Origin of the sequence: Methylophaga sp. UBA1464 (genome assembly GCF_002325665.1) — a bacterium.
Classification (GTDB): Bacteria; Pseudomonadota; Gammaproteobacteria; order Nitrosococcales; family Methylophagaceae; genus Methylophaga.
Window position 1 is genome coordinate 47,462 of the sequence record NZ_DCSO01000071.1, and the last position, 597, is coordinate 48,058.

The window sequence follows — 597 nt, forward strand, 5'->3', positions numbered from 1 at the left end:
ATAATGACATTCGTGGCCTTGCATCTTTTGAAACCGCACCCAGATATCTGTCTGAATATATTCAACAAGATGTCCCAGATGGACAGAACCATTGGCATAGGGAAGTGCGCTGGTGACCAGAATCTTTCGTTGCATAAATAAACCGGAATTAAGCCGTTAGAAAACCGTCAAAGATAACAGATTAACCAGGGACTGTTAATCTTTCATGGGCACCATGAACGGTTAACAGACCCTCTCAGACTCTATTTTCAGTTATGTGGCACGGTTGCGTTGAAAAGCCATGCCAATTGCTTTAGATTGAGGCTATATCTGCCGTGACGGCAATTCCTAGCAGTAAGAGAGCCTGATGGATCTGAATTTACATGACATACATGCCGAGTCAATTGAGCTGGCTCTGGATCGGGCGCGACAATATCGTTCATTGTTGGAGCCAGAAATCGCTGAAAGTATCTGTCTGGATATCCTCAATATCGAGCCGGAAAATCAGGCGGCATTAGTCGTTTACATTCTGGCACTCACGGATCAAATTAGTATCAGCGGCAGTCAGTCGCCATTTCAGGACATTGAAGTGGCTATTGCCAAACTCACCAGCGAATA

1 protein-coding gene and 1 pseudogene are annotated in these 597 nt (G+C 44.9%); one reads left to right on the forward strand and one right to left on the reverse strand.

All coding sequences use genetic code 11. The features are described 5' to 3' along the window. Nucleotides 1-135, reverse strand: a 135-nt coding sequence (locus tag B3O33_RS08625; RefSeq protein ID WP_292363437.1) for a class I tRNA ligase family protein, incomplete at its 3' end; no start/stop codon positions are given. A 211-nt stretch (nt 136-346) separates the two neighbouring features. Here B3O33_RS08625 and B3O33_RS08630 point away from each other — a divergent pair. Continuing rightward, a pseudogene (locus B3O33_RS08630) lies at nt 347-597 on the forward strand (hypothetical protein); the annotation flags it as partial.